The organism is Aeromonas molluscorum, from assembly GCF_051376105.1.
In the GTDB taxonomy this organism is placed as follows: domain Bacteria; phylum Pseudomonadota; class Gammaproteobacteria; order Enterobacterales; family Aeromonadaceae; genus Aeromonas; species Aeromonas molluscorum.
In genome coordinates this window covers 72,207-98,912 of sequence record NZ_JBPQCY010000001.1, presented here as the reverse complement: position 1 = coordinate 98,912, position 26,706 = coordinate 72,207, and the positions used below count along the sequence as shown (strand labels likewise).

General features: G+C 57.9%; 24 protein-coding genes and 1 pseudogene. 7 read left to right on the top strand and 18 right to left on the bottom strand.

What is annotated here, in order from left to right; genetic code table 11:
- Positions 1–53: 53 nt before the first annotated feature.
- On the bottom strand, positions 54–791 hold the full coding sequence (locus tag ACSMDR_RS00430; RefSeq protein WP_436468159.1) for a helix-turn-helix transcriptional regulator: 738 nt from the start codon (positions 789–791) through the stop codon (positions 54–56).
- 185 nt (positions 792–976) lie between these two features.
- On the opposite strand from ACSMDR_RS00430, the gene ACSMDR_RS00425 reads away from it, so the two are divergent.
- From ACSMDR_RS00425 to ACSMDR_RS00415, 3 genes are all read left to right on the top strand, one after another.
- Positions 977–1,267, top strand: a complete 291-nt coding sequence (locus tag ACSMDR_RS00425; RefSeq protein WP_436466641.1) for a hypothetical protein — start codon at positions 977–979, stop codon at positions 1,265–1,267.
- Between the two features lie 159 nt (positions 1,268–1,426).
- Complete coding sequence (locus ACSMDR_RS00420; protein WP_436466640.1) at positions 1,427–1,723, top strand: hypothetical protein; 297 nt, start codon at positions 1,427–1,429, stop codon at positions 1,721–1,723.
- Between the two features lie 278 nt (positions 1,724–2,001).
- The gene (locus tag ACSMDR_RS00415; RefSeq protein WP_436466639.1) at positions 2,002–2,538 is read left to right on the top strand and encodes a glycine zipper 2TM domain-containing protein; all 537 of its coding nucleotides are present in this window, start codon (positions 2,002–2,004) and stop codon (positions 2,536–2,538) included.
- Between the two features lie 227 nt (positions 2,539–2,765).
- Here the strand turns inward: ACSMDR_RS00415 and ACSMDR_RS00410 are convergent, their stop codons facing one another.
- A complete protein-coding gene (locus ACSMDR_RS00410) occupies positions 2,766–5,987 on the bottom strand; it encodes an ExeM/NucH family extracellular endonuclease (RefSeq protein ID WP_436466638.1) in 3,222 nt (1,073 codons plus the stop codon).
- 763 nt (positions 5,988–6,750) lie between these two features.
- Between ACSMDR_RS00410 and ACSMDR_RS00405 the strand changes: the two genes are divergently transcribed.
- Entirely contained in the window at positions 6,751–7,329 is a 579-nt protein-coding gene (locus ACSMDR_RS00405) for a PhnA domain-containing protein (RefSeq protein WP_436466637.1), read from the top strand.
- A 76-nt stretch (positions 7,330–7,405) separates the two neighbouring features.
- Here the strand turns inward: ACSMDR_RS00405 and ACSMDR_RS00400 are convergent.
- A pseudogene (locus tag ACSMDR_RS00400) lies at positions 7,406–8,326 on the bottom strand (sensor domain-containing diguanylate cyclase).
- A gap of 853 nt (positions 8,327–9,179) precedes the next feature.
- On the opposite strand from ACSMDR_RS00400, the gene ACSMDR_RS00395 reads away from it, so the two are divergent.
- Both ACSMDR_RS00395 and ACSMDR_RS00390 read left to right on the top strand, forming a co-directional pair.
- Entirely contained in the window at positions 9,180–9,362 is a 183-nt protein-coding gene (locus tag ACSMDR_RS00395; RefSeq protein WP_436466636.1) for a hypothetical protein, read from the top strand.
- Positions 9,363–9,780: 418 nt separating this feature from the next.
- Positions 9,781–10,416, top strand: coding sequence for a LysE family translocator (locus ACSMDR_RS00390; RefSeq protein ID WP_436466635.1), 636 nt, complete (start codon positions 9,781–9,783; stop codon positions 10,414–10,416).
- 126 nt (positions 10,417–10,542) lie between these two features.
- On the opposite strand, the gene ACSMDR_RS00385 is transcribed toward ACSMDR_RS00390, so the two are convergent.
- Positions 10,543–11,541, bottom strand: a complete 999-nt coding sequence (locus tag ACSMDR_RS00385) for a Wadjet anti-phage system protein JetD domain-containing protein (protein WP_436466634.1) — start codon at positions 11,539–11,541, stop codon at positions 10,543–10,545.
- Positions 11,542–12,035: 494 nt separating this feature from the next.
- Here ACSMDR_RS00385 and ACSMDR_RS00380 point away from each other — a divergent pair, with 494 nt between their 5' ends.
- The gene (locus ACSMDR_RS00380; protein ID WP_436466633.1) at positions 12,036–12,245 is read left to right on the top strand and encodes a hypothetical protein; all 210 of its coding nucleotides are present in this window, start codon (positions 12,036–12,038) and stop codon (positions 12,243–12,245) included.
- A 102-nt stretch (positions 12,246–12,347) separates the two neighbouring features.
- Here the strand turns inward: ACSMDR_RS00380 and ACSMDR_RS00375 are convergent, their stop codons facing one another.
- From ACSMDR_RS00375 to cmoM, 14 genes are all read right to left on the bottom strand, one after another.
- Positions 12,348–13,136, bottom strand: coding sequence for a hypothetical protein (locus ACSMDR_RS00375; RefSeq protein ID WP_436468158.1), 789 nt, complete (start codon positions 13,134–13,136; stop codon positions 12,348–12,350).
- Between the two features lie 831 nt (positions 13,137–13,967).
- Entirely contained in the window at positions 13,968–14,276 is a 309-nt protein-coding gene (locus tag ACSMDR_RS00370) for a putative quinol monooxygenase (RefSeq protein ID WP_436466632.1), read from the bottom strand.
- 208 nt (positions 14,277–14,484) lie between these two features.
- The gene (locus ACSMDR_RS00365) at positions 14,485–14,844 is read right to left on the bottom strand and encodes an SH3 domain-containing protein (RefSeq protein ID WP_436466631.1); all 360 of its coding nucleotides are present in this window, start codon (positions 14,842–14,844) and stop codon (positions 14,485–14,487) included.
- The gene (locus ACSMDR_RS00360; protein WP_436466630.1) at positions 14,804–15,199 is read right to left on the bottom strand and encodes a GNAT family N-acetyltransferase; all 396 of its coding nucleotides are present in this window, start codon (positions 15,197–15,199) and stop codon (positions 14,804–14,806) included. Before ACSMDR_RS00360 ends, ACSMDR_RS00365 begins: the two co-directional genes overlap by 41 nt.
- A 35-nt stretch (positions 15,200–15,234) precedes the next feature.
- Positions 15,235–15,708 (bottom strand): cupin domain-containing protein, encoded by a 474-nt coding sequence (locus tag ACSMDR_RS00355; protein ID WP_436466629.1) that lies wholly within the window; start codon positions 15,706–15,708, stop codon positions 15,235–15,237.
- Positions 15,705–16,094: a hypothetical protein gene (locus ACSMDR_RS00350; protein WP_436466628.1), complete on the bottom strand. Its 390-nt coding sequence runs from the start codon at positions 16,092–16,094 to the stop codon at positions 15,705–15,707. Before ACSMDR_RS00350 ends, ACSMDR_RS00355 begins: the two co-directional genes overlap by 4 nt.
- 3 nt (positions 16,095–16,097) lie before the next feature.
- Positions 16,098–16,904: a PhzF family phenazine biosynthesis protein gene (locus tag ACSMDR_RS00345; RefSeq protein ID WP_436466627.1), complete on the bottom strand. Its 807-nt coding sequence runs from the start codon at positions 16,902–16,904 to the stop codon at positions 16,098–16,100.
- Positions 16,894–17,547 (bottom strand): helix-turn-helix transcriptional regulator, encoded by a 654-nt coding sequence (locus ACSMDR_RS00340; RefSeq protein WP_436466625.1) that lies wholly within the window; start codon positions 17,545–17,547, stop codon positions 16,894–16,896. The genes ACSMDR_RS00345 and ACSMDR_RS00340 overlap by 11 nt, the downstream gene beginning before the upstream one ends.
- Positions 17,548–17,560: 13 nt before the next feature.
- Entirely contained in the window at positions 17,561–17,926 is a 366-nt protein-coding gene (locus ACSMDR_RS00335) for a RidA family protein (RefSeq protein ID WP_436466624.1), read from the bottom strand.
- A 381-nt stretch (positions 17,927–18,307) separates the two neighbouring features.
- Positions 18,308–18,700 (bottom strand): septal ring lytic transglycosylase RlpA family protein, encoded by a 393-nt coding sequence (locus ACSMDR_RS00330; RefSeq protein WP_436466623.1) that lies wholly within the window; start codon positions 18,698–18,700, stop codon positions 18,308–18,310.
- 140 nt (positions 18,701–18,840) lie between these two features.
- A complete protein-coding gene (gene mukB / locus ACSMDR_RS00325; protein ID WP_436466622.1) occupies positions 18,841–23,268 on the bottom strand; it encodes a chromosome partition protein MukB in 4,428 nt (1,475 codons plus the stop codon).
- Positions 23,269–23,331: 63 nt separating this feature from the next.
- On the bottom strand, positions 23,332–24,069 hold the full coding sequence (gene mukE, locus ACSMDR_RS00320; RefSeq protein WP_005905881.1) for a chromosome partition protein MukE: 738 nt from the start codon (positions 24,067–24,069) through the stop codon (positions 23,332–23,334).
- Positions 24,050–25,369: a chromosome partition protein MukF gene (gene mukF, locus ACSMDR_RS00315; RefSeq protein WP_436466621.1), complete on the bottom strand. Its 1,320-nt coding sequence runs from the start codon at positions 25,367–25,369 to the stop codon at positions 24,050–24,052. Before mukF ends, mukE begins: the two co-directional genes overlap by 20 nt.
- A gap of 229 nt (positions 25,370–25,598) precedes the next feature.
- Positions 25,599–26,384, bottom strand: coding sequence for a tRNA uridine 5-oxyacetic acid(34) methyltransferase CmoM (gene cmoM, locus ACSMDR_RS00310; protein WP_436466620.1), 786 nt, complete (start codon positions 26,382–26,384; stop codon positions 25,599–25,601).
- Between the last annotated feature and the right edge of the window lie 322 nt (positions 26,385–26,706).

The following is a 26,706-nucleotide window of genomic DNA, read 5'->3' as shown; positions in this document are numbered from 1 at the left end:
ATACCGGTTGAATGGAGAGGGGATCATAGGGCAGTGCTACTGACAGCCTTGTGTCAGTCCCGTTCGCTTTTTTTGCGGTTTGGCGACTCGACCACAGTCGGCCGGATCTCAGAGAAGGCAGCCCTGTCCCTGGACACTGGCTCGGCGCGCCGTTCGTCAAGATAGTGAGCCAGGCTCACCCAGGCGGGCGGGTCATCGCAGTCCGGTACCGGTGCCTGGGCCTCGATGCGATCTATCCTGAAATCCCGATAGCCTTGGCGCAGGGTACACCAGGCACCCAAGGTCCAGCGGCCTCCCCAATAGAAGAGCCCCAGCGGATAGACAAGCCTGCGGGTCTGTTGACCCGATGCGGCGCCATAATCGATGGTCAGCCAGTCTCCGGCCGCAATGGCGCCATGCAACTGATCCCAACGTCCATATTCCGCACTGGCGCGGCGATAATCAGGCACCCGCACGGACCGCGCTACCAGAGAAGCAGGGCGTCCCGCCGGCAAGGCCGCTTCTATCTTGGCCAGCAGGGATAGTGCAGGATCCGCCAACCCCTTGCCGGTCAGCACAGTCACCAGATTCACCCCGGTGATCAGCGCTTCGAGCTCGGCGGCGCACAGTTGCAAGGGAGGAAGCTCGAACCCCTCACTCAACCGATAACCGACCCCGGCCTCCCCATACACGGGGATCCCCGCCAGGGAGAGATCGTCCATATAGCGGTAGATGGTTCGCTCCGACACGCCAAGCCGCTCGGCCAGCGCAGTGGCGGTCAGCGGCTGGTGCGCGCGCAGCAAATTGGTCAATTGAAACAGTCGATCCGATTTTCTCACCGCTTACCTTCGGGCGCCATGATGGGGCCGCCATGATAAGTCGGATGCGTGTCGATAACAGCCTCTTCTTGGCCTGGTGCCCCCAAGTCAGGGAGTCGCCCCCCAGTGAACTTGCGACGATAATGGTGACTGACCCCGACCACCCAGCCCGAGGCTCGATGAACAAATACCAAGTTTTTGCCACCCTGGAAGCGCCCGACGCCTTCACCTTGCTCGACATGGCCGCCGCCGATTTTTTCAGAGAAAAGCAAACCTTGCTGGCCCAGGGCCTGGAAGTCATGGGGGAACCCATACTGGCCCCCGATGCCCGGACGGCGGCCAAAACCTATCAAGACTATCTAATCAACCCCAGTCTTCCCTACGGGGGCCCCGCCGCCCACGGCACCTTCATTTACCTGCTGCTCCATGCCCCCCGGATATTTGGCAAGGGAAAGCCGCGGCGACGCTGAGCTGGCTCATCCCTGAAGGGTCACCGAGTCCCCATGCCGGCCCCCCCGGGCTTGAAGCCAACCTGAACAACCGACCCCATTTGACAGCGTAAATGGGGTCTATCAAGGGCGCGGCCCAGCACGGACAATGTCGCCGAGCTAACCAGAACCAGAGGCTTTATGAGCAAATACCAGTTCTTCCGTCAGGGGCAGGATCCCGCCAGCGTCACCTTCTTGCAGATGTCCGCGCCGTCATTTTTATCGCAGAAAGAGCAGCTGCTCGCTCAAGGATTCGAGGTGGTGGGGGATTACATAGAAGCCGGGGATGACCAGGAGGCCCTTGAAAAATTTCGAAGCGGCATGATTGAGCCCCTGGCAGAGTTCACCAAGGCGACCGAAGCGGGGGGACTCTACTACTTGATCACCGGCCTGTGGGAGGCGCTGAACAAACGCATCAAGGGCACGACGTCGCACTGACCCGCACAACGGGGCCATGGCACCATGGCCCCGTTCATCTCGTTGCGCATGCTCCCTCCCCCGATCAGGCCTTCCCATTCAGCGGCCCCACGCAGCCTGTTGCTGCGCATATCCCGCGCTGGCATGTCGCAATTTACAGACAACTTTTGCAGGCGGCGTTTTTTGGCGCAGTCAGGCCTTGTCGCAGTCAGGGGGGCTTTGCCTTGAGACTATTGCGCAAGCTGCCAAGATAGCGGCAAGCCTCACCATAGGCAGCAACGGATAGTAAGGAGAGAGAGATGAACAAGTCCCTGTTAGCCGGTCTCGGCATCGGTATAGCCTCGGCAGTGACCCTCTCGGCGGTGGCAAGTGGCTCACTGTTTGAGTCCAAACCCCAGTTCGCCGAGGTACTGGCCAGCAAGCCGGTCACCGAGACCATCAAGACCCCACGTCAGGAGTGTCGCAACGTCACAGTGACCCATCGCAAGCCGGTGCAAGATCAACACAAGATCCTCGGTACTGTGGTCGGTGGCGCACTCGGCGGCGTACTGGGCCATCAGTTTGGCGGTGGCAGCGGCAAGACGGTGGCCACCGTCGCCGGGGCGGCGGCGGGTGGCTACGCCGGTAATCAGGTGCAAGGCAACATGCAAAACAGCGATACCTACACCACCACCGAGCAACGCTGCAAGACGGTGCAAGAGAGCAGCACCCGCACCCTGGGTTATGATGTCAGCTACAAGCTGGCCGGTCAGGAAGGGGTGATCCGCATGGATCGCGAGCCGGGTAAAACCATCCCGGTCAAGGATGGCAAGCTGGTCATCGATAGCCAGAGCTAAGCGCAACACCAGCTCAGGCCCAACAAAAAGCCCATCGATTGATGGGCTTTTTGTTATCTGCGTTTTGCCTTTTCCTTGGCATGCCAGTCGTCATCCCACGCAAGTTAGGGTGATACTTTATGGTCAAGGATGAAACTCTATTTTTAGGGATGACACTTTATTTTCATCCCACACTACCCATAAAAAACGGGAGCCACTGTGGCTCCCGTTGTCACACCCTCATCCGCTTACTTGCGGCCAAAGGGCCACCAAGGGTTGTCGTTGTCTTCTATCTGAACCCGGGTCTGGCGTTGATCCCCCGCAGCCGCGCCGCGTACCTGACGCAAGGTGGCGGTGAGCTGTTCAGTGCCCTCGACGAACCAGTCATCCAAAATCAGCACCTTGACCGATTTGGTACCGCCCTCACCCGCCGCCCAGCTCACTGAAGGGCTGAGCCAGGGCAGAAAGTCCAGACCCCAGTAAGCACTCTGGCCCTGGAAGGCGAGCTGGGCACGGGCTGGCTGGCTCAGATCGCCGCTGCGCACCAGCGGGATCTCGGCGAACCACTGCCCCTCCCTGACCCGCATCTCCTCTTGTGCCATGGCGATGGTGGCGGCCATCATCTTGTCCTTGATGGTGACCAGGGTCTGGCGCTGCTCACCCAGTGTGGCGCCACTGGCATCTTGCAACACCAGGGTGAACTGCTCGTCCCCTTCGTGCAGGCCATCGCTCAATACCGGGATGCTGATGGTCTTGCTCTCTTCGTCGCCAGCTAACCAGTTGAGGGTTCCGGAAACCGGGGCCACATCGGCGGCCCCTGCGCTGCCAAACACCAGACGGTAGTCGACGCTGGCCGCCCCATGGCTGCCATCCTTGCGGCTGACGGTCAGACTTAGGGTCTGCCCCTCCTCCACCTGGGCCACGGCGCTGTCGAGGGCGATGATCCCCGTCGGCGGCTCGGGATAGTCGATGGCAATCAGCACAGGATCATGGTCCGAGGCGCTAAAGGGGTTGTCAGACTTGGCCAACTGGCCGCTGTACTTGACCCCGTATTCGAAGAAGTTGCTCTCCGCCGAGTTGATGTGCCAATCCTCTATGCCCACCACCTTGCGAGCCAGGGAGGCATTTGCCAGGGCGTGATCCAGATTGCCCAGCTCCCCTTCGTAGCTGTAGGAGTAAGTGTCGGTGCCGTGGAACTGGGTATTGAGGTTGACAAGCCCAGCCCCCTTGCCAAGGGCCCCGCCCTGCTCTTCATAAGGCTGTCCCGCCAGCGTGGTGAAGGAGGCGCTCAAAATCTGGCGCGCTTGCGCCGCCGGATCATAATCGGTCAGCACCCGGATGGGATCCTCCAGGCCGTAGGCGTTCAGATCGCCGATGAGCAGCAGATCGCCGCTCTCAGTGGCCAGCCGCTCAGCCAGCACCTTGGCGGCGGAGACCCGCAGGGCATTGCAGTGGCCCTGACCATCGAGGGGATCGGCGCTGGCGTAATCCGGATAATCCTCAAAGCAGGCCGATCCCTTGGATTTGAGGTGGTTGACCACCAGGGTCAGCGGAGCATCGCCCTTGGGCGAGGTAAAGCGTTGCAGCAAGGATTCACGCATACCCTGGCGAATGTTCACCGGTTTGCCCGCCGCATCCTGGGTCTCGGCGACCTGGACTGGCAAGGGGATAAGTTCGGCGCCACCGGCAAGTTGCACCTTGGCGACTTTGTAGATAAGACCGACCGTGATGGCATCGGTGCCGATGGGCTGACCATCCGGGGAGGCTACCCAGGCATAGTGATCCGCCTCATCGGGCAAGGCGGCATTGAGCGCTGTCACCAGATTGGCGATGGCCGAGTGCTCGCCATAACCGTTGTTCTCTATCTCCATCAACCCCACCACATCCGCATTCAGGCGGGTGATGGCATTGACTATCTTGGCGCGCTGCAGCTCGAACTCAGAGATGGTCAGGGCGCCGCGGTTGCTGCCGGTCGGGTTGGCATCTCCCCCTACCACGCTGGTGAAGAAGTTGAGCACGTTGAAGCTGGCAATGCGCAGATCGCCGGTCATGGCGAGCTCGGGGGTATCAGTTCTGTCCCAGCCGCCATGATCCACGTCGGCACTGCCAATCTGGTTGTCGGCCACCAGGCGATACTGGCTGTAGGAGTAGCCGATGGCCCCTTCGAGGTTATTGAGTTTGTCGCCGATGCGCAGATAACCCTGCTCAGGATGGAAGCTCGGGTACCAGGGCAGGACGCCGTCCGGCGCCTTGGCATCCGTCTCCACCACCAATTGGTTGGCGAGGTTGCGAGCGGCCCAGTCGCTCGCCTCCTGACTCATGGCCGGAAACTTCTGGGTCGACTTGATAAGAGGCGCGCCATAGGCCAGCAGCAGATTGTTGCGCTTGCCGTCGTAATCGAAACTGAAGTTGCGGGTCACCACCAGGCTGGAGGCGGGCACCAGACGCACCCGCATTCCTTCGTGACGCTCGAGCAGTGTCTGCAGGGATTCGTTCCCATCGGGTTGCAGATCCACCGCCGCCAGCGGCTGCACATTGGCATCGGTCACCACCAGATCGCTAGCACCTATCTGGGTCTGGTTGTAGTACTCGGCCACCTTGCCCTGCACACAGACCTCGACCCCGGGCTTGATGGCGGGGTTGCTCTGGGTGCTATGGACGAAAATGCCATCCGAGGTACGCTCATCCCCATCTCCCTGCGGATCCTGGATGAAGAAGCCCTTGTAGAGGCCACTGACCACCTGAGTGACCCGGCCACGAGTGGCATAGGGGACACCCGATTCGAAACGACCGACGGGCACCAGTGGACTGCTGGCGCCACTGCCCTGAATGGCAGGAATGGGGGTCAGCCCATCAACCGGGCAGACAAATGCAGTCGGCGGCAGAGTGTCATCACAGGACGCTTCACCGTTACAGCCCAGGCCGCTAGCGTCGTCCTTGGCAAAGGCGCTGAACTCCAGGGCGGGATCGAAGGGAGATCCGGCATCCACACGGCCCTGATTCACCGTGGCCTTGCGGCGCAGGGTCATGTCCAGGGTGCTGACCGAACCCGATTGCCAGGCGCTGCCGGGATCGACCCCAATCTGGCCCAGGCTGTCAGCCACCTCATCCCCTAGGTAGAGTACCAGGCCGTCGTCACCGTTGAAGGTGAGATTGCCACTGGTCTGGTTGGCCTTGGCGAGGATGTCGGCGCTCGCGCTCGGGTGGGCCAGTACCAGACTCGCCCCGGGGGCAAGCTGGCCTTGCAGGGTGAGGCTGTTGGTCGGGCCCTGGGCCAGGGTGCGCCCATTGGCATAGAGGGCAAGGCGGTAGTCGGCGAGGTTCAGCGCCGTGCTACCCAGGTTGCTCAGCTCGACCGCCTTGTTGTTGCCGGATCCTTCCAGATACTCGGTGATGAGCAATTGGGCATGGGTTTGCCCTGACAGGGCCAGACCAACGGCCGCCGCTATCAGTGAATGTCGTCCAGACATAAGCCAGTATTCCTTTTTATTGGTAAGTTCGTTAATTACCCGCCAGGCGGGCAGCACCTTATTTCATCTGCATTGGCTGGGCCAAATACCGCGCTAATGTGCCAGTTTGGCTCCCTTCATGCCGCGAGCTGGTTAACAATTACAGGAATTTGTTGCGCGTAAGTGACAGCACTGACGATGGCAGACTGAAATAACGTTCAATAAATCAACAACGGAAGAAATACTGCTGGGGAATACCACGAGAGAGCCCGCAGACATCAGCGCATCACCGGGCGATGAGTTCCTGGCTCATCATTAATCACCACCATAAAAATTCAATATAAACAGATGAATAGGTATTTTTTGTCGTTTCAAACTCCCAAGGGGGACTATTTTGATGACAACAAAAAATGAACAAATACTAATTCCAATGCCCTATAAAGAGAGTGAGAATAACCGTCAAAAGATGACGCACCATGCCCCTACCAAGAAGCATCCCTCTTCACTGGATATAATATCCGCAACACCCATGGCAAACACCCAGCAGGTAAGCCGCCATCATGGCGTACAAATAACCATTAATATCGCCCTATCCAGCTTGACTGCCAATTGCAATCCCCTCCCCCCATAAAGGGTTTGGGTGGCGGCATGGCCCCGGCGCTTTTCCCTGACAAATAGAGGGGCTTTGTGCTATATTACGGCCCCTGTTATGGCGCCCGCCCAAGGCGCGCCTCGAATCACCTATCAGGCCCAGCGGGCCTATCATCATCCGGGACTCCTTGATATGACCATCAATGCCATCTTGCAGGCGCGCGCTGGCGCCAAGTGTGAACTGTGCAGTGCCGAACAGGCCCTGACTGCCTATCAGGTTCCCCACTCTCCTGCACAAAATGATGATCACAGTGCCGCCCTGTGTGCGACTTGCCTTGGCCAGCTGGAACAGCCTGACACCACAGTCGTCAACCATTGGCGCTGCCTGGGCGACAGCATGTGGAGCCAGGTCCCTGCGGTGCAGGTACTGGCATGGCGCCAGCTAAAGTATCTAATTGGCCAGGGCGAAGTCTGGGCTCAGGATCTGCTCGACATGATGTACATGGAAGAGGAGACCAAGAGCTGGGCCGAAGCTGGCGTCAGCGCAGAAGATGACGATAGCGTCGCGACCCTCGACTCCAACGGCGCCGTGCTGCAAGAGGGTGATGCCGTCACCCTGATCAAGGATCTTGAGGTCAAAGGGGGCGGCTTTACCGCCAAACGCGGCACCCTGGTCAAAGGCATACGCCTGACCAACAATCCGCTGCATATCGAAGGCAAGGTCAACGGTGTGCAGATAGTGCTGGTTGCGGCCTACCTGAAGAAAGCCTGACACCTCAGCCAAACCAAACAAGCGCCCTGCGGGGCGCTTGTTTGTTGAGGGGATGACCTGCCTTCTGCTCGCGTCCCTAGCTCTCTTTCTCCCCTTCCCCATGAAGACAAACCCGATTGCGCCCCGTCCGTTTGGCGTGATAGAGCGCCTGATCGGCCTGCTCCAGCAGCGCCGCACAAGGGATAGTGCTGCCGGGCGTCACGCCACTCACCCCGATACTGATGGACAGCGGCACCAGACTGTCTGAGCAACGCAGATCCATTGCCGCCACGGCCCATCGCAGCCGCTCCGCGACCTTGACCCCTTACTCCAGCTCCGTTTGCGCCAGGATCAACATGAACTCCTCCCCGCCATAACGCCCCAGTCGGTCGCTGTCGCGCAGCTGCCCGCTCAACACCTGCACCAGCTGCTGCAACACCTTATCTCCGGCGGGGTGGCCATGGCTGTCATTGATCTGCTTGAAGTGATCCAGCATCAGCATCAGCATCAGCAGGCAGAGTGGCACCTTGTTGCGACCTGCCAGCTGCATCTGCTGCTCGAAGAATGCCATGATGGCGCCGCGATTGAGGGTCTCGGTCAAGGCATCCCGGCAAGACTGCTCCCTGAGCCGGGCCAGGGCATCTTCGAGTTGCATATTGAGTTCATGTACCTGCCGGTAGAGCTGCGCCTTCTCGATGATGGAGGAGACGATGCGAGCCAGGTAGACGAACACCTCCTGATGGAGTTTCTGGTAGGTGTGTTTGCTGGCGCTGGAGAAGAAGAGAAAACCTATCCCCTGGCCTTCTACCTGCAACGGACAGGTCAGGCTGGATCGCCCCCCTTCCTGCAGCACCAGTCGGGTCGAGAGGGAGTTGGGGTGCTTGGCCAGGTAAGCCTCGAGATCGTTGATGATCCTCGGCTCCCCTGTCGCCAGAACTTGCTCCAGGCGGCTCCTGCCAAGGTGGCGCGATAGCCATCCTCGAGGCGCAGCGACAGACTGATCCGGCTCATTGACCAGAAGGAGCGTACCCGCGCACCCTCGTCACAGAGCAGGGCACAACCGATGCGATCATAGGGGATGAACTCGGCAAAGTTGTCATAGATGAGGGTATCTTCGATGAAAAGCCCCTTGTTGACCTCCGCCGTGATCTCCTGCAGCCGGTGCAGTTCGCGAAATCGCCTGCCAGCTCGTTGAGCTCCTCGATAAGGGGAGTCAGCCCCTCATCCTCCGTGGTCGGATACCTGACATCGAAACGACCCGCTTTGAGCGGCGCGGACCATGGCTTGCAAGGGGGACAATTCGGCAGAAATAGACATGGCTGACAACTTATATGCTTTAAAAAACTTGGCCAGTATACCTTTTCGCCGATATTACCGTGAAACTAGATCAACCAAGAGATACTAAATAACTCATCGCAGACCGTGATGGAAAATAAACATTGTCGCAGTGACAACAGATATTTAATCAATTACCTCAGGTTCAGGCATCCATTTATATTTTATGTTAGCCGTCCAGTTTGCTTTATAGGGAGCGAAACAGAATACGGAGGGAATAATAAACTCGGCAATGATACCAGCGTGTTAAGTGAAGATCTGTCCGTGTTGCTATCGGCAATAACAACCCGCCTTTTTATCTGACCGGCAACCCCGGCCGCTCGCTGAATTTGCCATGGCACAGACGATGGCTCCCCTCGCATTGACTCTGCCACCCTGCTCTATTTTTTGCCTTGTCGCTCTGCCCAGCAGCCCAGTCCTGCCCCCTTGCAATGGCTGACTAGTCAGCGAATGGCTACCATATGATGCTATTTTCACTTGCTTTGCTGTAAAAATGCACTACAGTGTATATACATTGGCGATACGCGAGAAACCAGATGGAACAGGTGCCACGCAAGCGGGCCAGCAAGCCCAAGAAGGACGCCCAATTAATCATCCGCCTCTCAGGTGAGGAGCGGGATCATTTTATCGACCTGTGTGAGCAGCAAGACAGCTCGGCCTCCCGAGAGATCCGCCGCTTCATTCGGCAATATATTCGCTCGCAGCAAGACGATAAGTAACCCTTACCATCAGTCAGTCGTCGATGGAGAGACCACCCTGAGTACTCGGTACTCACATTAAGGAAGAATAGAAAATGGCTAAGGCATCCAAGAAAGACATCAAGAAGAAAATTGAAGCTCGTCAGGCCAAGATCGCCAAGCACGAAGGCAAGATCAAGAAGTTGAAGAAAGCCCTGAAATAAGGGCCGCCATGATGAAGAAAACCGCCTGAGGGCGGTTTTTTATATTCAGAAGATGAGATTAACAACCTTATATCCAGGCCAGATCGGCCACGTCCCCGACACCGCGTGCCACCCGAGAGTTTTGCACAGACAAGCACTCGCAACCCCTGGTGCAGGGCTTGGTCGAGAAGTGGAATATCTTGCTGGACGGTTCCCTTGGCACACAGCATGATGAGTTCTTTTTACAAGGGATATGTATGAACCTGGACACATGGACGTTGTTCCTGCTGGCTTATCTGCTGGCAACTCTGACCCCGGGCCCCAATGTCTTGCTGGTCATCAAGAATGGCCTGCAACTCGGTTGGCGGGCAGCGCTGCTCACCATAAGCGCAAATCTTGTCTGTCAGGCCATTTTCATCTTGCTGGTCGCCATGGGTATAGGCGCACTGTTGCAGACACTGCCGCCCCTGTTCCTCGCCCTCAAGTTGGCTGGCGGCGGCTACCTCATCTACCTCGGCGGCAAGGCGCTGCGAGCGACCAAGTCGGCGAACCAGGGAGTGACTCTGACCGATTCGCCAGCCAAATCCAGGTCCAGTGTCGCCCTGTGGCGGCAAGCCTTTCTGGTTTCGGCCAGTAACCCCAAGACCATTATTTTTCTCTGCGCCTTGTTGCCCCAGTTTCTCGACCACCAGAGCCCACTGCCGCTTCAGTTTTTTGTCATGTATCTGACCATTTGCGCCATCGTCAGCCTGGTGCATCTGAGCTATGTCGCCTTGGCCAGGCACGCCGGTAGCTACTTCAACCCGGTTCGCTGTCAACGACTCTTTACCCGCCTTACCGGTGGACTCTTTATTACATTCGGCAGCGCCATTGTGTTGAGTGGTCGGCCTTAAGGCTCACTTCCACCAACAAAAAATTTGTCACTTGGTGTTCCCCAAAATATTGGTCACTCTGGCGCTTTTCCATGATTGGACCTTTGAGGAATTGATGCCATGAAAGGCCGATGTTTTATTGCACTGTTAAATCTGGGTTTCAGAAATAGGCCATGACTTCCAGCGTCTGGCCGATATCAGAACTTCCTGTTCCAACCACGTTTTATTGGTTATCAACTGAGCCAAGCTTTCAGTAAATACACTGTTTGACTGGACGCTAGCTAGCCGCCAAGGGATCTTCCCTCTGCGACTTTTTTGCCCCTCTAACTGGCGGAGCAAGGGGCGAGCATAGTGATGCGCATATTCAATAAGATTTTCTGGCAACCAAAGTGCTAAAGGCCTTTCCACGGCGGCAGCCAGCCCAGCGGCAATATCCAAACCACGCTGATCCAGATCGCCAAAGTGAGCCCAGGAAATTGCAGCAGGCAATAAAGGTAGCACTTGCTTGGCCAGAACCGTATTGCGACCCGGCACATAGAGCAGCAGTTCACCCTGTTGCAGAGGGTAATCCACAAAGGCACCTTTGTTCTCCACCGTGACAATTTGCTGACCCTGCCACTCAATACTTTGCAACTTGGTCAAAGCACGCTCTGGTAAGACAATCTCACCCAACACGTTCAGGCTATCATCTGCACAATAACGGCGGCCATCTTTCCACAACAGAGACAGTGATACATCGCTGCGAAGCCGAATAACTTCATCACTAAACACCCGAACTCCCAACGCCTCAGCCCGCGCCAACTGGCTGGGCGATAAGGTGGCTTTACAATCCTTCAACCAGATCCCACTCAGGGTTGCACTGTTAATACTGGTGGGTAAATGCCCCCCTAGCTCTGCCAGTAGCGCTTCCCCCGACCAACGTTGCTCACCTTCTGTTTCAGCGAGCTTCTTTATCAAAAATTCCCGCCCCCGCTCTGTCAACTGACGCCGAGCCCCTAGCCCCATGGGTTGCACACCACCAATACTCTTGAGCATCTCATCGAGCTCTCGACCTACATGGCTGGTGAGCAAGATCCCTTGCCCAGCAGCCAACGCCAGCAGGCGCTCACTCAACGCTCGCATCTCAATGCGCTCGAAAAAAGCCACTTTTATCTTCCTCTGGTCTTGATTGACGACTGTTGACTCACATCAACAACGCCTTGCCGGATACCCGGATCGCACTGCCGGGTTCCGCCGGGTGCTCGGCATGCAGGCGCAATCTCATGCCCATGTATTCCCCCTGAATAGGGTCAATTTCGCCCCGTGGAGCCCCAGGATCTCACGCAGATACCCGGCAAAGCCGTGGTGGCCGAGCCTTCATATACACCACCATCGGCAAAGGGTGCTATACGCGTCAACTCAGGCGCACATTGCGCCATGACCACGCCTTGTCTTGCTGTAGATATTCGCGGCACCTGCACCATGAGATAACCCAGGGCTAATCCTTGAAAATTCGGGAAATGACCCAATCCATTAGATAACAATCCCGGCTTGCCGGTTAAATTAATGCCACACTGGCGCCGCTTGGACGCCGCGGATCCGGGCATGGGCAACTAGCCTTGTGATCTGTGTCTGTATATGGTCCAGCAGTGGAGCACCTTATGTATTCTTACACTCTCACCTTCAAAGAGCAGATAGACAAGTTGACGAGCTTTGAACAGGAGATCAGCATGCAAAGTCCTGCCCAGGCGGGCGATTTCATCATTCTCTCCGATGGCAGCCGTCATCAGGTGATGTTTGTCACCCATCGCACCCACTACAGCAGTCTTTATCTCGATAAAGGGGTGCGCGCGCCTCAGGATCAAGCCTGAGTCAGGCTCTGCCGGACAGACATAAAAAATGAGCGCCAGCTGGCCGCTCATTGTGTCTGCCTGCACGTTGACTATCCTGCGGCCAGATAGGCCTTGATACCATTACTGCGCCGCAAGAACCGGCTGTCGCAATATCTCAATGCCATTTTTATAGACCACCAGGGCTCCCGGCGGGCTATCGCTCTCCCCCATGACAATCACCTCACAGTGATATTGGTAGGGGCCACTTTTAAATTGAAATGAGTGATTGCCACCGCTGCCGTCAAATAGCAACCGCCCCTGTTTCAACACCAGATCCGGCTTTTCATTGAGCGATTTACCCTTGCTCCAGGAGGCGTAACGATATTGACCATTCCCCATATCATCGATACGAATCATGAATTTATCAGTCTGCCACATCAGCTCGGGACGCTCATATTCCCGCAAGCTCGGATGCAGAGCGGATTTTTGCTTGGCGATGAGACTGGCTTTTAGTCTGGCTTCCAGAGAGGTTTGATAATTGACGCCAATGATCTTGCCATCATAATCCATCCACACCTCACCATTGCCCAGCATGATGCCGCGCCACCCCACGCTCTGCCAATCTTGTTCGACACCGGATTGCGCTATGGTGCCCAGCAGTGCGTCATCAAACACCTCGTCAAAACGCGTCAGCATCTCCTGCTGATTGTTGATTGCGGCAAGGGGATATTCTCGTTTGAGCGGATAGGATATCTGTCTGGCAATGGCTTGATGGTCCTTAGTCTTGGCCGCATCGATGAAAGCGTACACAGAGGGGCGATATTCGGCAGGCAGCCCCTCGTCTGCATAGACAGAGGCCGCTCCCGCTACCTGTCCCAGCAACAGGCCCCCCAATACTCCCAATCGCACAAGTGCAGTCTTGCATGACATATTAAAGATCGTGGTTACATGCCGTTTAGCGTCTTTCATCTATTCCCCAATACTTATCAATCATCATAAAGTTATGCTAAGCCTATATTTATACTGACTTGTCTTGACGCCACATGACGCATCAGTACTGAGAGAAAATCAATGAACACATCGCCATGACGATGAATTTCTTCATGCTACCTGACAACAGTGACAAGATCACGGCCATTGATTGTAACACCCGTAATCTAATGGTACCCATCCAATGTTTGTTTAGTGATTAAAGTGACTCGACATCCAGAGCCGCTCTATATCTAAATTCGATCACGACAACGGTTGTTCACTCATGAGAAACCCACGACAACCCGTATTATCAAGACTCACGTCAATCACTTTCACTGAAAAGACCTCGAATGATACGGTGCTGGCAGATAAAGATTCACTTGTTTGGTGACCACAAGCTGGATATTGATATTTGTATCACGCAAGTCACGCTGTATAAAAGCACATTGAATATACATATATTTACACTCTTTCAGCCCCCCTTTGAGTAACGGCAGCAGCTTGCTGCTTATGACTGTTATGTGTCATCAATCGTGGCCACGACATTAATAGACCCAGATATAATTGTTGTTTGGCCATCTTAGCATTTTTGATATGCGGAGGAGGTTGTGGCAGGGCTCCCTGCTGGCGCAATAAAGGGGCAATTAGTCGCCAAGCTTTGTCACTAGACGATGGCAGCAAAAAGCTGCCATTCAGTTGGCTGAGGGCAGTATATGGGCACGTCTCGCAGTCATGATTCTCTATGGAACATGGTGATTGTTGGGCCAGCTTTCGACCCAACACCATTGACTATTGATCCACCTCTTCCATGAAAATCAGCCGCAGCGGCTCTGCCAACAACTCATCGGCCTGATTGGCAAAGGCCTGAAAATAGTCGGTCGCACAATGGGCATCGAGGGCCGCCTGGCTGACAAAGGCCTCACGCATATAGAAAGTGCCCGGCTCGTCACGCAGTTCAAATAACACATAATCCAGATTACCGGGCTCTTGCCGTGTGGGCTCGACCAGCGTGAGCAACTCATGGCGCAGGCGCTCCCGCATTCCCGCCTTCGCCGTCAGCACGGCGATAGATACCAGTTTGTCTGCTTCTCTCTTCATCATCACACTCCGTTATCAAGGGGAAAAATGGCAAAGAAGACCCCCTCACAACGGCTTGTCACCGGACTAAGGGCTCACTCTTCAACCTGAGAGGCAGTGTAAGAGCGAATCATTAATGCGTATAGACAGACAATATGGACAGATTGTTCACCATATAGAACAAATCTCGGGGCAATCGCAAAGATCCGCCGCCACCCCATGAGCTCGCCTATATCTCCCTGAGATTGGCCAGCGGCACCCAGCCAGAGGCGCTGCCACCAGCCTTCTCACACCAGATCCAGCCGTTGAGCGCCCGCGTACCACGCAGTTGGTCACCCACTTGCACATTCAGTTCCCTAGCCGTGTAATCCTCCAAGGCACGAGCCGTGCCATCGCCCGCCGACCCGATGATCTGGGCCGGCACCCAGCCCCCTTGCTGTCCGTCGCAATGGCAGAAGAACCAGTCGTGCCACTCCTCTTCCCCAACATACTTTTCACCAACGGTGAGCGGGGTCCCTTTGCTGAAGGTGATGGGGTCAGGGTATTCGCTACTGTGCACAGTGATGACGAGAAAGGCTTTGCTGTCCATCTTCATATGTTCCTTGAGGATAGGGGTTGGAGTGATGATCCCATGAATCAGGGCTGCGAGCGTTTGCAGCGAACCGATGCCGGGTGGCGGGCAAGCTGCTGGCGATCACGATGGCAATCTCGACCCCCTCCTCATCGGGCTGGAGGCCACACCACCCCACCAGGGCGCCATCGATGAGGACGGCGCGCACGCGGCAACCGGGCAGCGCGTCTATCCGCCGCTTCTCTTCCATCCAGGCCCGCACCCCGGCGGCATCGAAGATGGGGTGGTCAATCAGGTGTTTTCGCAGCGTCTCGTCATTGAGCAGCGGCAGAAAATCCTCTGCACTGACGTCATCAAAGGGGATGAATTTCATAGACTTATCATGCTTTCCCAAAGAGTGAGGGGCCCCTAATAGGGGGTCCCATCCTTGTGTCTGGCCACCCAGGCGCCATCGGCGCCCTGTACCAGGGCCAGATCGTCGTCGGGGTATTGGACTGTGTCCCCCGCCAGCCTGTCCCCCACCTCGAGATAGACGGCGTCCACCTCACCGTGGTTGAGCAACTGGTGGGCCAGACCGCTGCCACCCTTGAAGCCGATGCACTCCCCCGGCGACATCAGATGCTCCTCCTCCCCGTGGCGCAGGGTGGGGTTGCCCGAGATCACATAGACGAACTCGTCCTGCAGACCGTGATGGTGCTTGAGCGCCGAAATGGCCCCCGGCGCCAGGGTCGTCAGATTCACCCCGAAATTGGCGAGACCGAAATGGTCCCCCAACCTGCGCCGGGTGCGGTGCTTGACCAGGGAGGCAAAGGGCTCCGGATAGAGGGACTTTGCCTTGTGCTCCGGGATCTGTGTGGCCTGAATGGGCGTCTTGCCTGTCATGTCTTGACCCTCCTTGTGGATGATATCTCTCTATATAGCCCTCTTCTCAGCGGCGAAACATGAGCTGGGGGTGAAAGGTGACTCACAGACCCTGCCATGCCCAGTTGCAGCAAACGCCGGTGAAATCCTGCATTGGGGAACGCGGCTTTCAATTGCCCCAGCAAGGTAGCGGACAAGTCCATGGACACCATGCCAAGGGAGAAATCGGCGATGTCGGCCCGGCGAAAGAGCTCCACCAGGGCAAAGGGGGAATCTTGCCGGGAACGCGGAGCGTGCTGCCCCTCTATCATCTGGGCTATCTCGTCGACCCACTCCCCCTTGCCCCGCGCGAGCAGATAGCGCTCGGCATCCGCCTCCGATGGGGCAAGGTAATAAGGCGATTGCAACCACTACAGCAGGAAGCTGCCTTCGATGGTCATGCGAGCCTCACCATACAGCTCCACGCGACCGTCATCCCGCACTATGCAACGCAAGGTGCCCTTGCGTGCGCCCCCTTGCTGGGCAATCAGCTCCCTCTTGCCTGTGCGCTCCGCCCAGAACGGTGCCAAGAAGGTATGCGCGGAGCCGGTCACCGGATCTTCGTTGACGCCAACCTGAGGGCCAAACCAGCGGGAAACAAAATCGAAGCGTTCATCGGCTGCCGTCACGATGACACCGCGGGTATCAAACCTCACTAGCGTATTGAAATCCGGGGCCAGCCTGTCGATGAGCTGCCTGTCATCCACCAGCACGATCAGATCATCAGATTGCCATACCCCGACGACCCCTTCTTCTATGCCGAGTGAAGCCAACAATCCCGCGGGAGGCGTTATCTGAGTCGCCGCCTTGGCCGGGAAGTCCATGCAGTATTCATGGCCTGAACGGGTCACGGTGAGAAGTCCGCTGCGGGTGTGAAAATGAATGCGCTCACCAGCATGGTCCAGCTTGTTAAAGAGCACCCAGGCCGCGGCCAGGGTCGCATGCCCGCACAAGTCGACTTCGACCCCCGGGGTAAACCAGCGCAAGTGATAGCCATCCTCTGCCGGGATAAAGAAAGCCGTCTCGGACAGATTGTTTTCAATGGCGATGGCCTGGAGTACTTCATCATCCAGCCACGTCTCAAGGGGACATACCCCGGCCGGATTGCCGCCAAAAGGCTGGGAGGTAAATGCATCCACTTGATAGAAGGGGATCTTCATCGAGCTACTACTCTTCATCACATTTCTCCAGGTAGTTGTAAATCGTGTATCGCGTCACCCCCAACATCCTGGCGACATGGTTGACACTGCCTTTTATCTTGAAAAAACCCATGCCATGAATGTCTGATACGACGCGCCTTCTGAAGTCAATCTTGTTCTCCGAGCCTGTCTGTCGATATCTCTGCAGCACCTCGTCCAGTGTCTGGATGGAGATATTGCTCGACTTGCCTTCCGGCTCTTCGTCCATGCCGGCCGGCAGGAAAAGATAATCCAGATCGCGCTTCAGTTGATTGACCGTTTCCATATCGACATTGATGCAAAATGCCACCAATGGAGTGCCACCCTCGCCGTAATAGATTGTCGATGCGCTATTCAAGCGCTTCCCGGAAGCCGTCTTGGAGACATAACCACTGAATGTGCGGTGCCTGATATCGGATGAAGCCTCGAGCAGCCCCAGAAAACCCATGTCATCATCCGGACCGGATAACAGCGCATCTCCTTTCTTGCGGCCACTTACATGCCCATTGACGATGGCGATGACGGACGCCTCGGGTCTGGTCAGATCATGCAATACCGCTTCGGTATTGGCGGGAATGGTGGTTCTAAGGGCGTCAAGGGATGCCATCAAGACAGTGATTAGACTGTCGTGTTTCATATCCATGTAAATTCTCTCTCTATGAGGCTGTCGCCTGGACTTCAACTTCCACATCCAGCCCAAATGCCAGCGCGCTGCTGGTCACAGAGCGAGCCGGGAAGCCATTTGAAAACCAAGTGCGATACTCGGCGTTGAATTCGGCAAAGTATTTCATGTCACTGAGCCACACTTGCACCCTGACGACCTGATCCAGGCTCACGCCCGCCCGTGTCAGCGTCCCGTCTATCGACTGCATAATCCGCCGGGTTTGCTCCGCAACCGAGCCATACAGCGGCTCACCGCCGGCCGTCATCGAAACCTGTCCAGAGAGGAAGAGAAAGCCGTTCGCCTTCACCGCATCGGCAAAGGGAAAAGGCTTGTCGGTGGCATATCGTTCAATGGTCATGGCGCTCGCACTCCCTCATAAATGTCACTGCGCCTAAGATAGCATCAGGCGCCCTTTTTTAAACATTTTTACATAATTCAACATTTTATGTTTAAATTTATTAAAAATCAGATGGTTGAAGCTAGATTTATCGTTTGTCGGAGCGATATGCGAGGTAGGGTTTGGGCGAGACTGTCTTGAGATAAGGGGAATGAACGTAGAGGGACAGGGGATATGGCTGAAGCATTACGAGAGTGAGCAGGGCTGGCGGGGCTGTAGAGCCGACCGTCACAGTGATGGGGGCCAATCAGGCCAGCCATCTGGCGGGCTTCATCAAACCCGCCCCTCATGGAGCAGTCAGTACCATATGGATTTATGGCACTCCCCTTTTCAGGTCGCTGGCTAATTCACTACCTCGACCTTGACCTTGATAAGACCAGAGCGGGTATTGCCGATGGCGCTGAACGCCGCTTTGGAGAGATCGATGATCCGCCCTCTCGGGAAGTTGCCTCTGTCATTGACCCGCACCACCACGCTCTTGCCATTGGCAATATTGGTTACCTTCACCATGGAGCCAAAAGGCAGGGCCATGTGAGCCGCCGTGTTGGCGCTGTTTTTATAGGGTTCACCACTGGCGGTTTTCTTGTTGTGATAGCGATCGCTATAGAAAGAGGCCAGCCCGGTCTGGGTGTAACCGCGCCAGTTGCCGCCCTTGCCTGGATCTGGCTGGCTGCTGCAGGCCGCGAGCAGCAGACACAGGGAGGCCAGCAGCCCTTTTTGCACATTCAACGTCATTCTGACTTCCTCGATTCGATACACGGCCAACTCGTCATAGCCAATCCGGCTCACCCTACAGGCCGCCCACTTTCGCATACTTCCCATATAAAACGGGAGGCCCAAGCCTCCCGTTTTAGTGATTGCTCCGTCAGCCCCTGTCAGGCGATGAGCTTGTCATCGGCGAAACCGAAGCCCCGCAGCCCCACCACATGCACATGCTCGTGCTTGCCCTGCACCTTGCGGATGAGCTTGTAGGTGGTGCCCTTCTCGGGGCTGATGTTCTCCGGCGCCGCGATAAGCAGCTGCATGTCCTGCCGCTCGCACAGCTCGAACAGGGTGGCGATGGACTTGCCATCCAGGCGCGCCGCTTCGTCCAGGAACAACAGGCGACAAGGTGCGATATCCTTGCCGCGCAGACGGCGGGACTCCTCCTCCCAGCTGATGAGCACCATCAAGAGGATGGCCTGACCGGTGCCGATCGCCTCGCCGGTGGAGAGCGCCCCGCTCTCGGCACGCAGCCAGCCGTCGGCCCCGCGCTGCACCTCGATTTCGAGCTCCAGGTAGTTGCGATAATCCAGCAAGACATCCCCCATCACCTGATAGTTGCGATCTCCCTGCTCGGTTTGCGGGTTGAGGCGCTGGAACAGCTTGGCCATGGCCTCGGAGAAGCTGAGCTCCTTGTCGGCGAACAAGTCGTTGTGCATGGCGGTTTGATCGGCCAGCGCGGTCAGCAGGCGAGTGTGGGCCTCGCGGATATTGACGTTGAGACGCACCCCGCGCACCAGGCCGAAGGCGATGTTCTGCAAGCCCTGGTTGAGCACCCGGATACGGTTCTGCTCGCGGCGGATGATGTTCGTTATCTTGGCCGCCACCTCGTGGGAGGAGAGGGACAGATGGTTCTCCCGCTGCTTGAGCTCGTCGGCGAGCCGCGCCAGTTCGATCTCCATCTCCTCGATGGCCTCTACCGGATCGTCCGAGCGGATGATGTCGTTGCGGATGCGATCTTTGAGGTAACGGTAGACCTGCACGTAGAAGGCGACCTTCTGCTCGGTGCTGCGGTTGCCTTCCGACAGACGCAGCGCATCGCGCAGGGCCTCGTCGTGGGCCACCGCCACCCGCAGGGCGCCGAGGGCCTTGTCCGACATGGAGCGCAGCTCGTCGCTGTCCAAGTAAGCCAGCTCGCGCTTGTTCAGACGCTTCTCGACGTCGGTGTCCCGTGCCAGACGCACCACCCGCGACCAGCTCGCCTTGTGGCCCACCAGGGATTTGCGGGCGCCGAAGTAGTCCTTGCCTTCCAGCTTGAGACGGCCGCCGAGGGATTCAATCTCGCGCTTGGTCACCTGCAGCTGGGCCTCGGCGCTGGTGCGACGGGAGCGGGTACGGATCAGCAGCTCTTCGATCTCTTTCTTGTGGGCGCGGGACTTCTCTTCCATGTCGTCAGACAGCGTCAGCCCCATGGCCCCCAGCTCCTGCTCGAACTCGGCCAGGGTCTGGCGCTTGGCTTCCACACTCGAGTTAAGCGCGGTGCGCAGTTGCAGCGCCTCGGTGTGGCGCAGAGCAATCTGCTTGTGCTGCTCGGTGGTCGTACGAGCAGCCAGCTCGGCCGCTTTCAGCTTCTCCTTGAGCCGCTCGCTCATCTCGGAGGCCTTGCCGAGCAGGTCTTGCGCGTCCTGATAGGCAAAGTGCGGCAGACGGGCCACCAGCTGATCGAGGGCATAGCAACGGCGCTTCTGCTCGGCCAGCTGTTCGTTGACCTCATCAAACGTGGCCTGCAGGGCGGCAAGATCCTGGGGATCCTGGCGCAGCACCTGCACCAACGACTCGAGTTTTTCCAGCGCCTTGCCGTGCTGGGCGACAAAGGCTTCGGCTATTTTAAGTGCCTCGACGTCGGCACGGGCCGCCTCGAGACGAGCCGCCAAGTCTGTCTCGGCAAACAGATGGGCAAAGGGCAACATTCCCTGCACCAGCTGGATATAACGGTTCAGCTGGGCCGCTGCCGCTTTGGCCTCGGAGAGCTGCTTGTCGCACTCGGTCATGGCCCCTTGCAAGGTGCGCAGTTCGGCCTGTTTGGTCTGCACCTGACTTTCAGGGTCCGGCAGGAAAGCGATATCCAGATGCTGGCCGATAAAGTCGCGAAAATGGCCGTAGAGGCGGTGATACTTCTGCTGCTCGAAGGCGGCCTTGGCGTAGCCCTCGATCAGGTTTTCCCGTTCAAGATCCAGCTGTTCAATGCGTTTTTCCCGGGCGGCGCGGCCAAACAGCGGCAATTCGGGATAGCGGGAGAAGCGCACCTGACGCTTGCTGGTACGCACCAGCACGGCGTCCCCCAGCTCGTCCGCTTCCACCAGATCCTCGTCAAAGGAGTCCGGGTTGCCCTGGATGAGGTAGATATCTTCCGGGCAATCTTCCAGCTTTTTCAGCCGCTCGATAGCCCCCTCAAGGTCGAGCACCACCAGGGCGCTGCGGGCCGGGCCGTACAGCGCCGAGTAGTAAGGGGCATCAATGATGGAGATGTCGTCATAGACATCGGTGAGCAGCACGCCCCCCACTTTTTCTGCGATGCTCGCCAGGCGCGGATCCGCCTCGCCAGCCCCCAGTTGCAGGTTGCGGATCTGCAGCTCCAGCGCCTGTTTCTGCGCCGCGATGCGGTTGCTCTCCTGCTCGAACTCGCGCTCCTTGTCGAGCACGGTTTGCATGCCGGCCGAGAGCGCTTCGGCGCTGGCCAGCGGCAGCGCGCTCTGCTCGCGCAACTGTTCGAGCTTTTCAAAGGATTTGAGCCAGCGGGGGGCCAGCTTGGTCAGTTCCGCGATATCGCGGCCCAGCTGGGCGCCCTGATGCTCATGGCTGGCGCGACGCTGGCTCACCTCCGCCTGCTGATCGGCGAGCTCTTCCTGACGGGTACGCTGAGCCTCCAGGAACAGCTCCAGCTCGTCGTTGCTGCCGATCTGCTGGCCGCAAATCTGGGCCAGTTCATCGCGCAGCTTGAACAGCGCCTGCTGGCTGTCGCTCTCTTTTTCAAGACGGGTCAGCGCGGCGCGCAGCCCCTGTCCCTGAGCGATGCGGGCCTTCTCTTCGATATGGCGCTTGAGCAGTGCCTGGGCGGTGGGCCAGGCGGCCTCGCGGGCGGTCTCGGGGGCGATGCTGAGCAGCTGCGTCAGCGCGGCCTGATGCTCGGCCACCGCCGCCTTGGCCAGCGCCAGCTGCTGCTCGGCCCCCAGCACCTGGCTGGTGAGGCTCTGCTCGGCGGCGCGGAACTGATGCAGGTGCTCACTCGCCTGTTCGGCGCTCAAATCGGGTAATTCGCACTGCGCGCGGGCGTTCTCCAGCGCCTGCACCGCCTGACGGTACTGGATGGCGCGGGTCTGCTGGATATCGAGCGCCTGCTGATAGTCGGCAAGCTGGGTCTTGAGACTGTCCACCTCTGCCTGGGCCAGCTCCTTGCGCTCTTCCAGCTCCAGCAGTTGGCCGTGGATCTCTTCCGCGACCGCCTGCTGCTGCTCGAGCTTGTCGACCAGCTCCGCCAGATCGGCGCGATACATGGCGATCTTCTTTTGCAAGTTGACCGCCGCCATCACCTTGGCCAAGTGCTCGGCGGCGGATTCCAGCTCGTCGGTCAGCAATTTCTCGCGGTTGGCAAGCTGCTCCGCCTCGTCGGCCAGATAGATGGCGCGCTGCTTCTCCTCGGCCAAGAGCCGACGCTTGCCAGCCAGCTCCTGGCGCGCCTTGAGGGCCAGTTCGGAGAGGCGGTTCTTCTCGGCGGCGTTGCGCACATAATCCGCCGCCACATAATGGGTGGTTTCGGTGATCAGGTTCTTGAACAGATCCCGCTGACCTTGAGTCTCTTTGATCGCTTCCAGGGTGCGGCGGTTCTCATAGATGGCCGCCTCCATGTCCTGAAACGCCTTGCGCACGCCGGAATTCTCCGGCAGCAGGTATTCCCGCAGGGAACGGCTGATGGAAGAGGAGATACCGCCGTAGAGGGAGGCTTCGATCAACCGATAGAACTTGCCGCGATCTTTTTGATCACGCAGTTTTTTCGGCGTGATGCCGAACTCGAACATGAAATTGTGATAGTCGGTCACCGTATTGAACTTGGCGACCTTCATGGCCCCCAGCTCGGCGGCCGCCCCTTTCAGATCGGCGAAGGCGCGCACCCGCCCCTTGCCGTCATCGAGCTTTTCCAGCAGCAGGTCAGTGGGTTGCAACTGCTCCGGCACATCCACCAGGGCGAAGGGGGTGATGTTGACCTTGTTGTCGCGATTCGCCACCTGCTCCAGGTGCACGCCGACCCAGATCCGCTGCTCGCGGCTGTTCATCACCTCCAGCAAGGAGTAGCAGTGACCGCGCTGCAGCTTGCCGTAGAGCCCCTTGTCGCGGGATGCACTCGATGAGCCCGCTTCCGTGGTATTGCGGAAATGGAGCAGGGATTGATCCGGGATCAGTGCCGCGATGAAGGCCGCCATGGTGGTGGACTTGCCTGCGCCGTTGCCGCCGGACAGGGTGGTGACGAGCTGGTCGAGATCGAAGGTACGGGCGAAGAAGCCGTTCCAGTTGACCATGGTCAGGGATTTAAATTTGCCTCTCACGCCACACTCTCCATCAAACCAATAGGCTCCATCACACCGAAAGGCTCCGCCGGAGCCCGGAATTTAGGGTTGCAGGTCATCTTCAACCTCCAGCTCAAGCTGCTCTTCATCGAGATCCCCTTCGATATCGTCAAAGAGCGAGTCGCTGCTTGGCATCTCGTCATCGTGGAAGATGGCCTCCCCCTCCTGGATCATGCGGAGTTGCACCACCCGTGGATCTTCATCGGAGCGCACATCGGCGGCGAAACGAAACACGGTCTCGTTGACCCGGAATTTGTCACTGTTCCCCAACGAGGTCACCATGCCAAGGCGCTTGAGGCGACGCATGGCGGTGCGGATCTTCTCGAGGAGTTTCTTCTTGTCCAGATCGGTGCCGCCGGAGCGGCTGTTGACCATCCGCAGCAGCTGCTTCTCGTCCGCCAGACTCAGCACCTCCTCCTGCAGTTCACCCATGGTGAACACCCCTTCCGAGGCGAGCCTGTCAGGGCTCAGGAACAAGTAGCAGAGCACCTTGCCCACCAGCATATCGAGCTCGGAGAGCACTGTGGTGCCGATGTCGGCGCTGGGGCGCGGGCGCAGGTAGAAGAAGCCTTCCGGCGCCTTGATGAGCTCCACTTGATAGCGGCTATAGAAGATCTCCAGCTCACCGTGAAACTCCATCAGCATGGAGTGCTGCTCGAAATCGTCGGCGCTGATGTGGCGCCCCGAGCGCAAGGCGGTATCGATGCGCGGAAACAAGGGGTTGGCGATGGCCTCTGCGAGCCGCAGCGGCAGGGGAAACTCAGAATTGATCAATGACATAGGCCTGAACCTTGGATCCAGCTTGGTTAATGGGTTTCCATGCGGGTTGACGGTGCAGCATGTGCTCACCGCTGGCATGGCCCAGGCGCACGGCCTGGTCGATCAGAAGACGAGCCACATCGAAGTGGGCATGGGCGGGGAAGTCGAGCAGGTATTCCCGCAGTACATCGGCCAAGTCCAGCTGATGACCCTGTTCGAGGTAGCGGGAAAGATAGCGCTCGATACGCTCCGCCAACGCCTGGTTGATGTCCACCACCTCCATGTACTCCATCTCCAGCGGCACCTCGCCGGTTACATCGTCGTCATGGATGGCGATGGTTTCATCGCGCAGCTCCAGCAGACGGGGCTCCTCGGCGACGCGGAGCAGGAAGTTGTGCTGCTCGAAGTTGCGGATGGATTCGCGCAGCCGCTGGCTGAAGGCGCGGTTCTTGTCCATGTCGATGGCGTTGCGGATGAATTTGTGGACATGCCTGTCATAGCGCGACCAGAGTTCGATGCACTGCTGGCCCCAGCTGGTGATGACATCGAGGCGCCCCTGCAGGGCATGGGTCAGCTCCTCGACATGGAAGAGATCGTCCCGCCCCTGGGCGGCCTCCTGGATGTTGAGCAACCCCGCCTGCAGGCGGTGGCCGGCGGCATCCAGGGTATCTTGCAGCTCGCGCAGGGTCTGGCCCGTCTCACGCAGCAGTTTTTCGCAGTTGTGGATGGCATCGACCCAGTTCTGGGTCAGCAGCGCGGCTATCTCGCTCTTGACCTGATTCTGCTGCTCGTCCATGGCGCGCTGGGTCAAGTCGATACGCCCCAGGGTCTCTTCCAAAGAGAAGCTCAGCCTGGGCAGCACTTCGGCATCCCACTGTTCGCGGGTGTTGATCTCGAGCGCCGCCTTGCGGGCAATGTCGAGCTCGGAGGCCAGGTGTTCGAGCAGAATGGAGAGCTTGATGCTATCCACCTGACGCTGGTCGAGAAAGAAGTCGACGATGCTCATGCCAAGGCGCGACAGGCGATAGAGGCTCTCCCCCGCCACCATGTCGGTGTTGAAACGCGACAGCAGTTGCTGGCGAATAAGATCGTTGATGGCATTGTTGGCGCGACCGGTCAGGGTCTCGTCCATCTGGCCGAAGGCACTGCTCACGTAACCGAAGGCATCGTGCAGCGCCGCTTCCGACAAGTCCGACTCATCCTCGGACAAGGTCTTTATCGCAATCAGAAAGGCCAGCCGGTCGGTGGGCAGGCTCAAGGCCAATCCCTCCTGCCTGACCCATGCCACCGTTTCCGGCAGGGTACGGGATGTACTCATCATGACGTTATCATCTCGTTGTTATATCCGAGGGGCCGACTTGCACCTTGTGCATATCGCCTCCCCTCGCTGTGGTATAAGTCACGGGGCGCAGTGGATGGCCCCGGACGGCTAGATCCCGCTAGCATAAGAAACTGACATCAGCTGGCTGGCGTGTTCATCATGGCGCCGAGCAGCTGACGGCCAGCGGCGCCAAAGGCTGTGGTGACCATCCGCTCCTCGAGCTCCGTCATCAAGACTTGCCACTGGCAGGCTTTTGCGCCATCACATGGATGTAACGACCCAGTGCGACAAAGGGCTCCTGGCGGCAATAGTGCTGCTCCATGGCCAGCAGATCGTCAAACTTCTCGACTTGATCCTGCTTGTGACGCATGTAGTCATGAATGACCCGCACCCCGGTCTTGCCGATTATCTTGAGCCCCCCTCGCCCGATCCAGTCGTATACCTGTTCCGGCAACTGCGGATTGGTGGGAGTCAAGGCGGTCTGGCGCTTCTTGTTCAGACCCTGGCGCACATAGTCGAAATTACCCACTACCAGACTCTGGAACAGCAGGCCATGGCGGTTATAAAAAAGCAGCGACAGTATGCCCCCTGCATGGACGAAAGGAAACAGACCTAGCAGGGTCCGACGCGGCTCGGCCAGCCACTCTAGCACAGCGTGGCAGAGCACCAGATCGAAGGTGCCGGTCACATGGGCCTTGAGATCCTGAATGGGGCAATGGATGAGACGGATCCTGTCTTCCAGACCCTGTTCGGCGATCTGCACCCGGGCCAGCGCCAGCATGTCGGCAGAGAGATCGCACAGCTCCACCTGATGGCCCATGGCCGCCAGCTTCTGGGCAAAATAACCGAAGCCGCCGCCGGCATCCAGAATGCGCAGGGGGCGATTGCCAAGCCGCGCCAGGCAGGCTTCGATATCGCTCCACACCACTTTGGTGCGAATGCGGCCTTTGGTGGAGTCGTAAATGTTGCGGGCAAACTTGTCGGCGCGGCCGTCAAAACTCTGATCTTGCTTCAAGACAAACTCAGCCTTGTCGATACAGGCATGGGCCACACAGGGGTGGGCCATACGAAAAAAGAGGGGTATTCTGTCACATCCCGGATTTTCTGAAAACTCAAGGACGACGGCAGTGGCACAGTGGTTCTGACTGCCATGCAGTGTGGCAGCGCAGATTTGCTCTTTATCCCGAAAAGAAGAGACTGGACACCCAAAGCCTCTCCCATGGGGAGGCCAATGTTACCCCCTCTAGCACGCCATGCTAAGGAGGATGCGGGGAGGAGTCAAAAGTGGGTGATGTCGGATGACGTCATGACAGAAGACCCCGCTTGCCCGGGGTCTT